Here is a 14222-nt window from a genome sequence, read left to right as displayed (position 1 = left end):
AATTACCTGTTAAGTCTGGCTATCGCCTTCATCCGGATCATCGGAATCCGGCTCGTCGGTAGTGGAATCATTGTCGTCCGCGCTGCCGCCCTGCCCCTGGTCACCGGGCTCGGATTCGGACTTGGCGATCATCAGGCCCGTGTGTGCCACCTGCCCGCTCGATGCCTGTTCACCATGGTCGGGGCATTCGGCCCGAGCTGCGGACATGCCAATGGACATGATCACTAAAACCTTAACCAACAGCACAATGCGTTGAAAGATGCTCATAGCCGAATCCATCCTTATTGGGTGAGGCATGGGGTGCCAGAATGGCAGTGAATGAAACTTAGTTCCGATTCGCACGGTTCTCCAGATAGGACCCCGATAAAAGGCGAGAAATGCCGTGGCGAGGGAGACCGGTTTGGACTAAACATAATGGCGAAATGTTATTGGTCGTCTTCCTGTGGGAGCGAGCTTGCTCGCGTTGGTCTCAAGGCACCACGTTCATAGAGAAAACTAGCGTTATCGTTGAAGTCCATCACGAGCAAGGAATTGACATGGATTTGTCTCAGACACTGCTCGAGTTGGAGCAAAGGCTCCTCACCGCGGCAACACGCGGCGATGCCAGGGAGATTTCCCGGTTCATCGCCGACGACTTCACAGAGTTCGGCGCCAGCGGAGGCGGTTGGTGCAAAGCCGACGTGGCCGAGCATCTACCGGATCAGGCGTTTATCCAACGCACCATCAGCGAATTTGCAGTCAAGCCGCTCTCGGCTGATACCGCGCTGGTGATTTACCGATGTCACACTGATATCAACACCAGCTTGCGCAGCTCAATCTGGCGTTACAGAGACGGGCGATGGCAGATGGTTTTTCACCAGGGGACGTTTGTGCTCTAGCACCGCCGAGCCAGAAACCAAAAACCCCGAGGCTTTCGCAACGGGGCTTTTGGGTTTTGCAGCTCAACGCTTAATGATGCTCACGGGTCGCGCGGAATTTCACGTCCGGCCAGCGCTCTTCCATCAGCGCCAGGTTGACCCGGGTCGGGGCCAGGTAGGTCAGGTGACCGCCGCCGTCGACCGCGAGGTTTTCCACAGCCTTGACGCGGAATTCCTCGAGCTTCTTCTTATCATCGCAATCGATCCAGCGCGCCGAATACACGGTGATCGGCTCGTAGGAGCACTCGACCTTGTATTCCTCTTTCAAGCGGCTGGCGACCACATCGAACTGCAGCACACCCACGGCGCCGAGGATGATGTCGTTGCTGCGCTCGGGGAAGAACACCTGGGTGGCGCCCTCTTCCGCCAGTTGCTGCAAACCCTGGCGCAGTTGCTTGGATTTCAGCGGATCGCGCAGGCGTACGCGGCGGAAAAGTTCCGGGGCGAAGTGCGGGATGCCGGTGAAGCCCAGGACTTCGCCTTCGGTGAAGGTGTCGCCGATCTGGATGGTGCCGTGGTTGTGCAGGCCGATGATGTCGCCCGCGAAAGCTTCTTCAAGCTGCTCACGTTCGGAGGAAAAGAACGTCAGGGCATCGCCGATCCGCACGTCTTTGCCGGTGCGCACATGGCGCATCTTCATGCCTTTCTCGTACTTGCCGGAGCAGATACGCATGAAGGCGATACGGTCGCGGTGTTTCGGGTCCATGTTCGCCTGGATCTTGAACACGAAGCCGGCGAATTTCTCTTCGATCGGCTCTACGGTGCGTTCGTTGGCGACACGGGCAAGCGGTTTTGGCGCCCAGTTGACCACCGCGTCGAGCACGTGATCGACACCAAAGTTACCCAGTGCGGTACCGAAGAACACCGGAGTGAGCTGGCCGTCGAGGAATTCCTGCTGATTGAATTCATGGCAGGCGCCTTGCACCAGCTCCAGTTGATCGACGAAGCGATCGTACTCGTCACCCAAGTGCGCACGGGCTTCATCGGAGTCGAGCTTCTCGATGATCTTCACATCGGTGCGTTCGTGGCCGTGACCGGCGGTGTAGACGATGATGTAGTCGTCGGCCAGGTGATACACACCCTTGAAGTCGCGGTAACAGCCGATCGGCCAGGTGATCGGCGCGGCCTTGATCTTCAGGACCGCTTCGATTTCGTCGAGCAGTTCGATCGGGTCGCGGATATCACGGTCGAGTTTGTTGATGAAGCTGACAATTGGCGTGTCACGCAGACGGCAGACGTCCATCAGCGCGATGGTCCGTGGCTCTACGCCCTTACCGCCGTCGAGGACCATCAATGCCGAGTCGACCGCCGTCAGGGTGCGGTAGGTATCTTCGGAGAAGTCTTCGTGGCCCGGGGTGTCGAGCAGGTTGATCATGTGGTCGCGATACGGGAACTGCATGACCGACGTGGTAATGGAAATACCCCGCTGCTTTTCCATTTCCATCCAGTCAGAGGTGGCATGGCGGTCGGATTTACGCGACTTCACCGTGCCCGCAATCGCAATAGCCTTGCCCATCAGCAAGAGCTTCTCGGTGATGGTGGTCTTACCGGCATCGGGGTGGGAAATAATGGCGAAAGTGCGGCGTTTCGCGACTTCGGCGGCCTGGTGGGTCATGGGAAATCGCCTGGCAGGTGAGTCAAAAAAGGGCGGCGAGTATAGCGCAAACCCCGGGTGACGGACCACCGTTCACCCTATTAGGGGTGGCTAAATGCTGCCAAGTGTGGAACCTTTTAAAAGGTAGAGACGTCCACTCCCCTGCTACCGCACTCGGAACAGGTCCTGAAAAATCATCAAGTTAGCCTGACGAGGCTGCGCTCATGGCTCGACCTCTTGCCCTCTTACCGGCATTGGCGAGCTGCTTTTCGCGTCCACATTAGTTGACAGCCAGAAATGGCATGCCACGAAGAAATGTGTTCGCCGACTGAACAAAAAGGAGTCCGCCTGTGGCTACTCGCTATGGCAAAGGGCTGATAGGAGGAGTGGTTGTCGTCACTCTCCTGGCCCTGCTGATCCAATGGATCGGTATCAACACGATCCAACTGTACCGCGACGATTTGTTGTTTTACTTGCAAGCTCATCTGATTCTCGTCCTAGCCTCCATGCTGGCCGCCCTGATTGTAGGCATACCTGCCGGTATCCTGCTCAGCCGACCCAACATGGTCGGCCGCGCAGAACGCTTCATGCAGATATTCAACATCGGCAACACCGTCCCTCCCCTGGCCGTACTGGCCATCGCCCTCGGCGTCCTTGGTATCGGCAGCGGCCCGGCGATCTTCGCCCTGTTCCTCGCCTCCTTGTTGCCCATCGTGCGCAACACCTATGAAGGCTTGAAAAACGTACAAGGCTCCCTGAAAGAAGCCGCCACCGGCATCGGCATGACGCCACGCCAAGTGCTGTTTCGCGTCGAGCTGCCCAACGCGGTGCCGATCATCATCGGCGGTGTACGCGTGGCCCTGGCGATCAACGTGGGTACTGCGCCCCTGGCGTTCCTGATTGGTGCCAACAGCCTGGGCAGCCTGATCTTCCCCGGTATCGCCCTGAACAACCATCCGCAACTACTGCTCGGTGCGGCATGTACCGCGTTGCTGGCATTGCTGCTCGACGGTCTGGTGACCATGGCCAGCCGCCTCTGGCTGGAACGCGGGTTGCGTCCGTCTTAAGGCTTGGCATAGGAACCAACATGAATAAACTGACTTTGATATTGAGCTGCGTCCTGCTGTTCGCAGGTATTGCGCAAGCCGCAGAAAAACCAGTCATCCGCATCGGCGCCCGGGTGTTCACCGAACAGACCCTGCTGGCCGAAATCACTGCCCAGTACCTACGTACCAAGGGCTACGACACCCGCGTGACCGGCGGCCTGGGTAGCAATCTGGCGCGCAGTGCCCAGGAAAGCGGGCAACTGGATATGCTCTGGGAATACACCGGGGTGTCTCTGGTGAATTACAACCATGTGGACGAGAAACTCAGCAGCGAACAGTCCTACGCACGGGTGAAAGAACTCGATGCGAAAAAAGGCCTTGCCTGGCTATCGCCGTCGAGATTCAGCAACACCTACGCGTTGGCGCTGCCAGAGAACGTGGCCAAGGAATTTCCGCAGATCAACAGCATCAGCGACCTGACCCAAGCCTTGGCGCAAACAACCAAAGGCACGCGCCTGGTGGCCCTGGATACCGAATTCGCCAACCGTTCCGATGGCCTGGACGGCATGGTCAAGCTGTATGACATGAACCTGACCCGCGAAAACACGCGCCAGATGGACGCCGGCCTGGTCTATACCGCGCTGCGTAATGGCCAGGTATTTGCCGGTTTGGTCTACACCACCGACGGTCGCCTGAGTGCGTTCAAATTGAAGCTGCTGGCAGACGACAAGCACTACTTCCCGGACTACACCGCCGCCCCCGTGGTGCGCCAGGCTTACCTCGATGCTCACCCGCAACTGGCGGCTGACCTCAAGCCGCTGGCTGCGCTGTTCGACGATGAAACCATGCGCCAGTTGAACGCGCGAGTCGACGTCGACCATGAAAGCCCGTCCACCGTGGCCGCAGATTTCCTGCGCCAACATCCGATCAACTAACAAGAGGAGAAGACATGGAATTTCTGAACGCCTTTTCCCATCTTGATTGGGCACTCGTCCTGCACCTGACCTGGCAGCACATCACCTTGGTCGGTATCGCTGTCATCCTGGCGATTGTCGTCGGCGTGCCCCTGGGCGTGCTGATGACCCGTTTCCCAACCCTGGCCGGCCCGCTGCAAGCCAGCGCCACTGTGCTGCTGACCGTACCGTCCATCGCCCTGTTCGGCCTGTTGCTTCCGTTCTACTCCAAGTTCGGCCAGGGCCTGGGACCGATGCCGGCGATTACCGCCGTGTTCCTGTACTCGCTACTGCCCATTATGCGTAACACCTACCTGGCCCTGACCGGCGTGGAACCGGGCATTCGCGAAGCCGCCCGCGGCATCGGCATGACCTTCGGCCAGCGCCTGCGCATGGTCGAACTGCCTATCGCCGTGCCGGTGATCCTCGCCGGGGTACGCACCGCCGTGGTGATGAACATCGGCGTAATGACCATCGCCGCCACCATCGGCGCCGGCGGCCTGGGTGTACTTATTCTGGCTTCCATCAGCCGCAGCGACATGTCGATGCTGATCGTCGGCGCCGTGCTGGTCAGTCTCCTGGCCATCTTCGCCGACCTGCTTCTGCAATGGCTGCAACGCTCGCTGACTCCAAAAGGACTGCTCAAATGATCGAACTTCAAAACCTGACCAAGACCTTCCAAAGCAACGGCAAGACCATCACCGCCGTTAACGATGTAAGCCTGACCGTCAATGAAGGCGAAATTTGCGTATTCCTCGGGCCCTCGGGCTGCGGCAAGAGCACCACGCTGAAAATGATCAACCGCCTGATCAAGCCCACCTCGGGCAAGATCCTGATCAACGGCGAGGACACCACCGACCTGGATGAAGTGACCCTGCGTCGCAACATTGGCTATGTGATCCAGCAGATTGGCTTATTCCCCAACATGACCATCGAGGAAAACATCGTGGTCGTGCCTAAGCTGTTGGGCTGGGACAAGCAAAAATGCCACGACCGGGCCCGCGAGTTGATGAGCATGATCAAGCTGGAACCCAAACAGTACCTGCATCGCTACCCGCGTGAGCTCTCCGGTGGTCAACAACAGCGGATCGGCGTGATCCGCGCGCTGGCGGCCGATGCACCGTTGCTGCTGATGGACGAACCGTTCGGCGCGGTCGACCCGATCAACCGCGAGATGATCCAGAACGAATTCTTCGAGATGCAGCGCGCGCTGAACAAGACCGTGATCATGGTCAGCCACGACATCGACGAAGCGATCAAACTGGGTGACAAAATCGCCATCTTCCGCGCCGGCAAGCTGCTGCAGATCGACCATCCGGACACCCTGCTGGCGCACCCGGCGGACGACTTTGTCAGCAACTTCGTCGGCCAGGACAGCACCCTCAAGCGCCTGTTGTTGGTGAAAGCCGAAGATGCGGCGGATAACGCGCCATCGGTTAGCCCGGAAACCCCGGTGGCCGACGCACTGGAGCTGATGGACGAAACTGACCGTCGTTACGTGGTAGTCACCTGTGCTGAGAACAAGGCGCTGGGTTATGTAAGACGTCGCGACCTCCACCGTCAGACGGGTACCTGCGGCCAATACCTGCGCGAGTTCAACGCCACGGCAGCGTATGACGAGCACTTGCGCATCCTGTTGTCGCGCATGTATGAGTTCAACCGTTCGTGGTTGCCAGTGATGGATGCTGAGCGGGTGTTCCTGGGGGAAGTGACCCAGGAATCGATTGCCGAGTACCTGAGCTCTGGCAAGTCCCGTGGCGGCAAGACCAGCATTGTTTCCCCAGCCGAGACTGCGTTGGCCTGACAAAAAATAACTGTAGGAGCGAGCTTGCTCGCGATGCACTCAATGGCGCCGCGGGGTACCAGGCTCCATGCGTTATCGTTGACGTCCATCGCGAGCAAGCTCGCTCCTACAAGTATTCAAATCTCCCTCCTTGGGGAACATCACACTGTCATGCAGGTCGGTTACATCAGTAACTGTTCAGGACCGCACGACGGAAGCGTGCAAAAACGCGACATTTTTTGTTGATCTCGAGCCCCTCACGCCCTAAAGTTCGCGCCGAACGTCCATGCTGGAAACGATCCATCCGGCTCAAGTACTGACGACGAGACAGCAAGGCCAAGGGAAGCACCGCCTCCCATGGCCTTTTTGCTTTCGGCGACATGCCTTGGGAAGTAGGCGAACCAAAGTGGGGATACGGAGGACGTTCAGGAGGGTGTGTCATCAATGAATTCACGAGTGAATTCATTGATGACACACCCTCGCACCCATTGTTAATTTCAGTTTGCCCTTAGGAGTCTCCAGCATGTCGATCAACGTCGAAGATTATTTCGAGCGCGCCACCTTTGACAAAATGAAGGCGTTCGCCGACAAGCAAGAAACCCCGTTCGTGGTGATCGACACCGCGATGATCAGCCAGGCCTACGATGACCTGCGCGCCGGTTTCGAATTCGCCAAAGTCTATTACGCGGTAAAAGCCAACCCGGCTGTCGAGATCATCGACCTGTTGAAAGACAAAGGGTCGAGCTTCGACATCGCGTCGATCTACGAACTGGACAAAGTGATGGACCGCGGCGTCAGCGCCGACCGTATCAGCTACGGCAATACCATCAAAAAATCCAAAGACATCCGTTATTTCTACGAGAAAGGCGTGCGCCTGTTCTCCACCGACTCCGAGGCCGACCTGCGCAACATCGCCAAGGCTGCACCGGGTTCGAAAGTCTACGTGCGTATTCTCACCGAAGGCTCGACCACGGCTGACTGGCCTCTGTCGCGCAAATTCGGCTGCCAGACCGACATGGCCATGGACCTGCTGATTCTCGCTCGCGACCTGGGCCTGGTGCCTTACGGCATTTCCTTCCATGTCGGTTCGCAACAGCGCGACATCAGCGTGTGGGACGCGGCGATTGCCAAGGTCAAAGTGATCTTCGAGCGCCTGAAAGAAGAAGACGGCATCGTGCTCAAGCTGATCAACATGGGCGGTGGCTTCCCGGCCAACTACATCACCCGCACCAACAGCCTGGAAACCTACGCCGAGGAAATCATCCGCTTCCTCAAGGAAGATTTCGGTGACGATCTGCCGGAAATCATCCTGGAGCCGGGCCGTTCGCTGATCGCCAACGCTGGCATCCTGGTCAGCGAAGTGGTGCTGGTTGCGCGCAAATCCCGTACCGCCGTCGAGCGTTGGGTGTACACGGATGTGGGCAAATTCTCCGGCCTGATCGAAACCATGGACGAAGCCATCAAGTTCCCGATCTGGACCGAGAAGAAAGGCGAGATGGAAGAAGTGGTCATCGCTGGCCCGACCTGTGACAGCGCCGACATCATGTACGAAAACTACAAGTACGGCTTGCCGCTGAACCTGGCGATCGGTGACCGTATGTACTGGCTGTCGACCGGTGCCTACACCACCAGCTACAGCGCCGTAGAGTTCAATGGCTTCCCGCCGCTGAAATCGTATTACGTGTAAGCGCTAGCCGCGCAAAACAAAAAGCCCATGACGAGTCATGGGCTTTTTTGTGCATTGCAGGTACCGTTTCGTCATTGCCAGCAGTTACAGAGGACATCGTTCCAATTCGGTTTGGCGCTGGGCGTATTCGATTGCCAATGCACGGATTTGCGGATCGGCTGCGCTCGCCAACGCCTTGCTGGCCACCCGCAGGAAATTCAGGTTCCCGCCTGCCAGTGCCTGGCGCAACCAGCCCATCGCTGCTGCGACATCGCCCTCATCCGCCAGCACGGCGGCATAACTGAACTGCCCGCGAAAATCGCCACCAACCGCTGAGCGCTGATACCAATCCCGCGCCGCCTGCGGATCCGCCGGACAATACTGGCCCTCTTCCAGATAACGTCCCAGCAGGTTCATCGATTTCGCGTGACCAAGCCCCGCAGCACGGCGATACAGATCAAGTGCCTGGCATTGATCCGCCATAGCCCCACGCCCGGTTGCCAGCAGGTTGGCATAGTTGTACATCGCCCAATCGAGGCCGGCGTCTGCGGCGATCCGATAATGCCCGGCCGCCACTAGGGCGTCGGCAGTGCAGCCCCACCCGTGTTCATGGCAGCGGCCGAGCATGTTGCGGGCCATCAGGTGACCGCGTTGGGCGGCTATCTCGAACCAGCGCAGGGCCAGTGGCTGATCCTGCCCGATGCCCTGTCCGTCCAGCAGGATCTGCCCCAGCAATGCCTGGGCATCGAGGAGGTTTTCCCGGGCGGCGATCAGGATGGCCTGGGCCGCGCGCGCCGGGCTTTCGTCGAGCATGGTCTTGAGCCGATCACCGTCGAGGACTTCCTCGCGACGCAATTGAAACGTCATACCTCGACCCAGCGGCGCAGCAGGTTGTGATAAGTGCCCGTCAGACGGATCAGCGAAGGATGATCAGGCATATCCTGAGTCAACTGACGGATCGCCCCGTCCATCTCGAACAGCAACGCGCGCTGGCTATCCTCGCGCACCAGGCTCTGGGTCCAGAAGAACGAGGCAAAACGCGCCCCGCGGGTGACTGCATTAACTTTGTGAAGGCTGGTGCCGGGATAAAGAACCATATCGCCGGCCGGCAATTTCACCCGTTGGGTGCCGAATGTGTCCTGGATCTCCAACTCGCCGCCGTCATAGTCCTCGGGCTCGCTGAAGAACAGGGTGGCCGACAGGTCGGTGCGCACACGCTCGATGCTGTTCTGCGGCTGACGCACAGCGTTGTCGATATGGAAGTCGAAACTACCGCCGGCCGTGTAACAGTTCAGCAGGGGCGGAAAGACTTTGTGCGGCAAGGCAGCGGACATGAACAGCGGATTTTTCCACAGCCGCTCCAACATTGCCTCGCCGATTTCTTTGGCCAGAGGGTGGCCTTCGGGCAGCTGCAAATTGTGCTTGGCCTTGGCCGATTGATAGCCCGCAGTGATTTTGCCATCCGCCCAATCCGCCTGCTCCAAGACCTCACGTATACGCTGCACTTCTTCTTTCGCGAACACGCCGGGAATGTGCAACAACATGGAGGCAATACCTGAAGGCAAAGGGGTGTCAATGATATTGATTCTTATTGCCTATGTAAAACCCTCACGACGAACGAGTTACTGAAAACCATAAGGTTAAATTGTAAAGAATGTAAATTTAGTGCGAATAGTAATATTTCTCAATTGATACAGATACCTGTTTACCCTATATTCCGCGACCTCAAATCCTTGGGGAGGGGAATTTCAATGTCACGCCAACAACTACAATCACCCGTCGGTTCACCGCGTTTGCTCGCGTCTGCAATTGGCGTGGCAATCACTGCCGGTTCCGCAGGCCAAATGGTTTTCGCTGCAGAGAAGACCGAGGCCAAGGCGCAGGGCAACACGATCTCCCTGGATGCCACCGCGATCAAAGGCGAAGCACAAGAAGCGAACAGCTACAACGTCGAAAAAGCCTCCTCACCCAAGTACACCGCGCCGCTGGTCGACACGCCGCGCTCTGTCACCGTGATTGCGCAGCAGGTTCTCAAGGACACTGGCGCCCTGAACATGCAGGATGCGCTGCGTACCGTTCCGGGCATCACGTTCGGTGCCGGTGAAGGTGGCAACCCCCAGGGTGACCGCCCATTCATCCGTGGTTTCGACGCCCAAGGCGATACGTACCTGGACGGCGTGCGCGACACTGGCTCGCAAAGCCGCGAGATCTTCGCGGTTGAGTCGATCGAAGTCAGCAAAGGCCCGAACTCAGCCATTGGCGGCCGTGGCGCTGCCGGTGGCAGCATCAATATGGTGAGCAAAAAGGCTCATCTGGGGAACTCCCTCGACGGTGGATTCACCTGGGGCTCGGACCAGACCCAGCGCTACACCTTCGACGGCAACTACCAGTTCACTGACACCGCCGCTGGCCGTCTGAACCTGATGAGCCAGGAAAGCAACGTCGCCGGCCGCGACAGCGTCGACTACGACCGCTGGGGCATCGCGCCGTCGGTGGCTTTCGGCCTGGGCACCGACACTCGCGTCAACCTCGATTACTACCATCTGGAAAGCAACGACACTCCAGACTCGGGTATTGCGTACAGCATTCCGGTTGCCGGTTCTGCCGCTCGCACCAAGTCCAATCCGGACAAGCCAGATGACGGTGGTGACAGCAGCAACTTCTACGGCCTGGACGGCCGCGACTTCCGCAAGGGCCGCACAGATACCGCAACCATTGCCATCGAGCATGACCTGAGCGATGCCCTGACCGTGAAGAACACCTTGCGCCACGGCAGCAGCATGCAGGATTACATCCTGACCCAGCCGGACGACTCCAAGGGCAACGTCAACAATGGCAGCGTCTGGCGTCGGGCCAACACCCGTGTCAGCAACACCGACACCACCACCAACCAGACCGATCTGTTTGGTGACGTGTACATCGCCGGGTTCAAGAACAGCTTCGCCACCGGTATCGAGCTGAGCCACGAGGAAAGTAAGAAATCCTCATACACCGTCAATACCGATACCACTCCGACAAACGCAGCCCTCGGACCAACCGTTTGCTCGCCAGCATTGATCGGAGCGCCAAGTAACTACAACTGCACCTCGCTGTCGAACCCAAACCCGAGCGATCCGTGGGACGGCACGATCTCGCGCAACTACGCCGGCACCGACACCAAGGCCAACACCTACGCGCTGTACGTCTTCGACACTTTAGAATTGTCGGAGCAGTGGCTGGTGAACATGGGAATGCGCTACGACCACTTCGACACCCAGTACCGTACCTATGACGCTGCTGGTGCAACCGTAGTAAACAAAGGCGTGCCTGCCAAGGCGAAAGACACCAGCGAGTTTGTCACTGGTCAGTTCGGCGTAGTCTACAAGCCTGCTGAAAACGGCAGCATCTACGCTTCATATGCTACATCCGCCACGCCACCGGGCAACACCCTGGGCGAAGGTCAGGAGGGCAACTCGCTGAGCGGCACTCCTGATCGCAGCGGCAACCAAGTAAGCAGCGACATGGAGCCGGAAACCACCAAGAACTACGAAATCGGCACCAAGTGGGATCTGCTGAACGAACGCCTGTCCCTGACCGCCGACATCTTCCGCACCGAAAAAGACAATGCTCGCGTGCAAGTGGACACCACGTCCTACGAAAACGCCGGTAAGACCCGGGTGCAAGGTATCGAACTGTCGGCCAGCGGCAAGATCACCGAAAAATGGCAGGTCTTCGCCGGTTACGCCTACATGGACAGCGAGCAAGTCGACGGCGGCCCACTGGGTGCGGCCAACGATGGCAACGAACTGCCTAACACGCCGAAAAACAGCGCCAGCCTCTGGACGACCTACCAGGTCACGCCGAAGCTGACCGTTGGTGGCGGTGCGTTCTACGTCGACGACGTGTTCGGCAGCGTGGCCAACACCACCATGGTGGATGACTATGTTCGCTACGACGCCATGGTCGCCTACAAGCTGACCAAAAACGTCGACCTGCAGCTGAACGTGCAGAACCTGACCGACGAAACCTACTACGACAAAGCCTTCTCGACCCACTTCGCCAACCAGGCGGCGGGCCGCACGGCATTGTTGAGCACCAACTTCCACTTCTGATAAGGGTGAACTCCACCCATTGTAGGAGCGAGCTCGCTCGCGATGGTCGTCAACGATGACGCGGGCAGCCTGATACCCCGCGCTGTTCTCGAGTTTTTCGCGAGCAAGCTCGCTCCTACAGGTAGCGCCGAGCGTTACCGCCTGGCCCCGTTCATCCAGATGAACGGGGCTTTTGTGCGTAATAGACAAGGCATCCCGTCAACCCACGGCATAATGCGCGCCGTGATGATTATTTTCGAACGAACAAGGCGAGCGACGTGTTGAAGAAAACCCTGTTCCAGTTGCACTGGTTTTTCGGCATCAGCGCCGGACTGGTCCTGGCCCTGATGGGCATCACCGGGGCGACAGTGTCGTTCCAGGATGAAATCCTCAGTGGACTGAACCCATCGGTGTTGCAGGTCGAGAAGCAGGTCGCCGGCGTCCTGCCACCTGCCGAACTGGTGGAGCGCATAGAAGCTGCATCCGGCAAGAAAGTCTCGATGCTCAGCGTCGAAACCGACAGCGGTGCAGCGGCCAAAGTGTTCTTCACCCCCAAGCCTGGCGAGCGCCGCGGCGAAATGCGCTACTTCGACCCCTATACCGCCGAGTTCATGGGCGATGCCACCGGCCAGGGGTTTTTCGGCCTGATGCTGCAACTGCACCGTTTCCTCGCGATGGGCGATACCGGCCGGCAGATCACTGGCGCCTGCACGCTGATCCTGGTGTTCTTCTGCCTGTCCGGGCTTTACCTGCGCTGGCCCCGCCAGTGGAAAAGCTGGCGCGCCTGGCTGACCCTGGACTGGAAGAAAAAAGGCCGCAGCTTCAACTGGGACCTGCACTCGGTCGCCGGCACCTGGTGCCTGCTGTTCTACCTCCTGGCGGCACTCACCGGCTTGTCCTGGTCTTACGAGTGGTACAACAAGGGCCTGACCCGCTTGCTATCCGACTCGCCGCAAAACGAGCGGGTGCGCGGCGGACGCGGTCCTGCACCGAGCGGTCCGGCGCCAACGGGCGACTACGCGGCCATGTGGAGCAGCATCTACAGCGCTGCGGGCCCGGCACTGAGCGCCTACAACATTCGCATGCCGCCTGTGGCCGGCCAACCGGCGACCGTGTTTTACCTGCTGAACACGTCACCCCACGACCGTGCGCTGAACCAGATCACCCTCGACCCGGCCACCGGCATCGTCAAGCGGCATGACCGCTACAGCGACAAGAGCCTCAAGGCGCAGTTGCTGACCAGTATTTATGCCCTGCACGTTGGCAGTTACTTCGGGATTGTCGGTCGGGTGATCCTGACCATCAGCGCCCTGACCATGCCGTTGTTTTTCGTCACCGGCTGGTTGCTGTATCTGGATCGTCGACGCAAGAAAAAGCAGATCAAAGAAGCCCGCAACGGCCTTGCACCGCCGCTGGTCGATGGTCCGGCGTGGCTGATCGGTTTCGCCAGCCAGAGCGGCTTTGCCGAACAACTGGCCTGGCAGACTGCGGGCCAGTTGCAAGCCGCCGGCTTGCCGGTGAACGTGCAGCCGCTGGCCAGTGTCAGCGAGCAGGATTTGCAGGATTCCAGCAACGCGCTGTTCGTAGTCAGTACCTTTGGCGACGGCGAAGCGCCGGACACCGCCCGAGGTTTCGAGCGCAAGGTCCTGGGTCGCGCCATGAGCCTGGACAGCCTGAACTACGCGGTGCTCGGCCTGGGTGATCGCCAGTATCAACACTTCTGCGGATTTGCCCGACGCTTGCACAACTGGCTGGGTGAGCATGGCGGCAAGACGCTGTTCGCCCCGGTGGAAGTCGACAGCGGCGACCCCTACGCCTTGCGTCACTGGCAGCAGCAACTCGGCCAACTGACCGGGCAGGCGCCCGTGGACACCTGGCAAGCGCCCAGCTATGAGAACTGGACGTTGACCCGGCGCGAACGGATGAACCCGGACAGCAGCGGTTCGCCAGTTTACCTGTTGGGCCTGACTGCCCCCACTGCCAGCGGCTGGCTGGCCGGTGATCTGGTGGAAGTAATGCCGCGTAACTGCTCATGGGCGATCGAGCATTTCCTCGATGGCCTGGGGATAGACGGTCGCGCCACCGTGACGCTCGATGGCTTGGCGCAAACCCTGGAGCAAGCACTCGCCAGTCGCCAACTGCCGCAAAGCCGCGCGCACCTGGTCGGCCTGCACGCCCAGGCGCTGGCGGACG

12 protein-coding genes are annotated in these 14222 nt (G+C 59.1%); 8 read left to right on the top strand and 4 right to left on the bottom strand.

Annotation, left to right across the window (positions count from 1 at the left end):
- Window positions 1-9 precede the first annotated feature (9 nt).
- Window positions 10-267 carry a hypothetical protein gene (locus L9059_RS10310; RefSeq protein WP_247290598.1) on the bottom strand — a complete coding sequence of 86 codons (258 nt, stop codon included), beginning with the start codon at window positions 265-267 and terminating at the stop codon, window positions 10-12.
- 155 nt (window positions 268-422) lie between these two features.
- Here L9059_RS10310 and L9059_RS10305 point away from each other — a divergent pair, with 155 nt between their 5' ends.
- The gene (locus L9059_RS10305) at window positions 423-878 is read left to right on the top strand and encodes a nuclear transport factor 2 family protein (RefSeq protein WP_247290597.1); all 456 of its coding nucleotides are present in this window, start codon (window positions 423-425) and stop codon (window positions 876-878) included.
- 70 nt (window positions 879-948) lie between these two features.
- Here the strand turns inward: L9059_RS10305 and L9059_RS10300 are convergent, their stop codons facing one another.
- A complete protein-coding gene (locus tag L9059_RS10300) occupies window positions 949-2532 on the bottom strand; it encodes a peptide chain release factor 3 (protein WP_247290596.1) in 1584 nt (527 codons plus the stop codon).
- A gap of 329 nt (window positions 2533-2861) precedes the next feature.
- Between L9059_RS10300 and L9059_RS10295 the strand changes: the two genes are divergently transcribed.
- The 5 genes from L9059_RS10295 to L9059_RS10275 all read left to right on the top strand — a co-directional run bounded on the left by L9059_RS10295 (window position 2862) and on the right by L9059_RS10275 (window position 7980).
- Window positions 2862-3578, top strand: a complete 717-nt coding sequence (locus L9059_RS10295; RefSeq protein ID WP_247290595.1) for an ABC transporter permease — start codon at window positions 2862-2864, stop codon at window positions 3576-3578.
- 20 nt (window positions 3579-3598) lie between these two features.
- Window positions 3599-4492: a glycine betaine ABC transporter substrate-binding protein gene (locus tag L9059_RS10290; protein ID WP_247290593.1), complete on the top strand. Its 894-nt coding sequence runs from the start codon at window positions 3599-3601 to the stop codon at window positions 4490-4492.
- Window positions 4493-4506: 14 nt separating this feature from the next.
- Window positions 4507-5160 carry an ABC transporter permease gene (locus tag L9059_RS10285; protein ID WP_247290592.1) on the top strand — a complete coding sequence of 218 codons (654 nt, stop codon included), beginning with the start codon at window positions 4507-4509 and terminating at the stop codon, window positions 5158-5160.
- A complete protein-coding gene (locus L9059_RS10280; protein WP_247290590.1) occupies window positions 5157-6314 on the top strand; it encodes an osmoprotectant ABC transporter ATP-binding protein OsmV in 1158 nt (385 codons plus the stop codon). Before L9059_RS10285 ends, L9059_RS10280 begins: the two co-directional genes overlap by 4 nt.
- Window positions 6315-6816: 502 nt before the next feature.
- Window positions 6817-7980 (top strand): type III PLP-dependent enzyme, encoded by a 1164-nt coding sequence (locus tag L9059_RS10275; protein WP_247290588.1) that lies wholly within the window; start codon window positions 6817-6819, stop codon window positions 7978-7980.
- 84 nt (window positions 7981-8064) lie between these two features.
- Here L9059_RS10275 and L9059_RS10270 read toward each other — a convergent pair whose 3' ends face one another.
- On the bottom strand, window positions 8065-8826 hold the full coding sequence (locus L9059_RS10270) for a tetratricopeptide repeat protein (protein ID WP_247290586.1): 762 nt from the start codon (window positions 8824-8826) through the stop codon (window positions 8065-8067).
- Complete coding sequence (locus tag L9059_RS10265; RefSeq protein ID WP_247290584.1) at window positions 8823-9503, bottom strand: Fe2+-dependent dioxygenase; 681 nt, start codon at window positions 9501-9503, stop codon at window positions 8823-8825. Before L9059_RS10265 ends, L9059_RS10270 begins: the two co-directional genes overlap by 4 nt.
- 207 nt (window positions 9504-9710) lie before the next feature.
- Between L9059_RS10265 and L9059_RS10260 the strand changes: the two genes are divergently transcribed.
- Both L9059_RS10260 and L9059_RS10255 read left to right on the top strand, forming a co-directional pair.
- Window positions 9711-12050 carry a TonB-dependent receptor gene (locus L9059_RS10260; RefSeq protein ID WP_247290582.1) on the top strand — a complete coding sequence of 780 codons (2340 nt, stop codon included), beginning with the start codon at window positions 9711-9713 and terminating at the stop codon, window positions 12048-12050.
- 257 nt (window positions 12051-12307) lie between these two features.
- Window positions 12308-14222 (top strand): PepSY domain-containing protein (locus L9059_RS10255; RefSeq protein WP_247290580.1); only part of this gene is annotated, 1915 nt, incomplete at its 3' end.

This window comes from Pseudomonas violetae (genome assembly GCF_023072615.1).
Taxonomy (GTDB): Bacteria; Pseudomonadota; Gammaproteobacteria; order Pseudomonadales; family Pseudomonadaceae; genus Aquipseudomonas; species Aquipseudomonas violetae.
The sequence above is the reverse complement of the archived record's forward strand: the minus strand, read 5'-3'. Positions and strand labels throughout refer to the sequence as shown.

Bases quoted from the DNA above. Each gene is read 5' to 3' on its own strand.
- L9059_RS10310 (WP_247290598.1), bottom strand. From the start codon at position 267: ATGAGCATCTTTCAACGCATTGTGCTGTTGGTTAAGGTTTTAGTGATC.
- L9059_RS10305 (WP_247290597.1), top strand. From the start codon at position 423: ATGTTATTGGTCGTCTTCCTGTGGGAGCGAGCTTGCTCGCGTTGGTCT.
- L9059_RS10300 (WP_247290596.1), bottom strand. From the start codon at position 2,532: ATGACCCACCAGGCCGCCGAAGTCGCGAAACGCCGCACTTTCGCCATT.
- L9059_RS10290 (WP_247290593.1), top strand. From the start codon at position 3,599: ATGAATAAACTGACTTTGATATTGAGCTGCGTCCTGCTGTTCGCAGGT.
- L9059_RS10285 (WP_247290592.1), top strand. From the start codon at position 4,507: ATGGAATTTCTGAACGCCTTTTCCCATCTTGATTGGGCACTCGTCCTG.
- L9059_RS10280 (WP_247290590.1), top strand. From the start codon at position 5,157: ATGATCGAACTTCAAAACCTGACCAAGACCTTCCAAAGCAACGGCAAG.
- L9059_RS10275 (WP_247290588.1), top strand. From the start codon at position 6,817: ATGTCGATCAACGTCGAAGATTATTTCGAGCGCGCCACCTTTGACAAA.
- L9059_RS10270 (WP_247290586.1), bottom strand. From the start codon at position 8,826: ATGACGTTTCAATTGCGTCGCGAGGAAGTCCTCGACGGTGATCGGCTC.
- L9059_RS10265 (WP_247290584.1), bottom strand. From the start codon at position 9,503: ATGTTGTTGCACATTCCCGGCGTGTTCGCGAAAGAAGAAGTGCAGCGT.
- L9059_RS10260 (WP_247290582.1), top strand. From the start codon at position 9,711: ATGTCACGCCAACAACTACAATCACCCGTCGGTTCACCGCGTTTGCTC.